A 464-nucleotide genomic window follows, 5' to 3' on the forward strand; every position below is an offset into this window, starting at 1 on the left:
GACGGCGGCGAGCTGCTCGGGGTTGAGGTGGTGCAGCAGCGGCGATGCGGCGGCGGGCGCGGGTGCATCGGCGCCCAAAGGCGCGGGCGCGCCAGAAAACAGGTCTTGTGGGAACATGCGCCATTGTAGAAAGCGCAACCCCGCAACGCTGGCAAGGACACCGGACCATGAGACACCCGCTCGCCCCCCTGCTTGCCGCCTGGCTCTGTGGGCACGGCCTGACCAGCGCCGCACAGGCCGTCTGCAGCAGCGACGCTGCGCCGCAGCCGGCCGCGCTGTTTGAGCGCTTCACCGGCGCCAGCTGCGAGGACTGCTGGCGCGACCCGACCACGCCTGCGCCGGGCCCGCGTGCCCTGCTGCTCGACTGGATTGTTCCCGGCCCCCAGGGCGACGCGGCGCCACTGTCGGCCGCCGCCCTGCCCGAAGCCGCCGAGCGCCTGCAGGCCCTGGGCCGCGCACGGCCC

General features: G+C 74.4%; 1 pseudogene. It reads left to right on the forward strand.

What is annotated here, in order from left to right:
* Positions 1 to 167: 167 nt before the first annotated feature.
* Positions 168 to 464: pseudogene (locus B2J89_RS21745) on the forward strand (hypothetical protein); the annotation flags it as partial.

The organism is Acidovorax sp. SRB_24, from assembly GCF_012931925.1.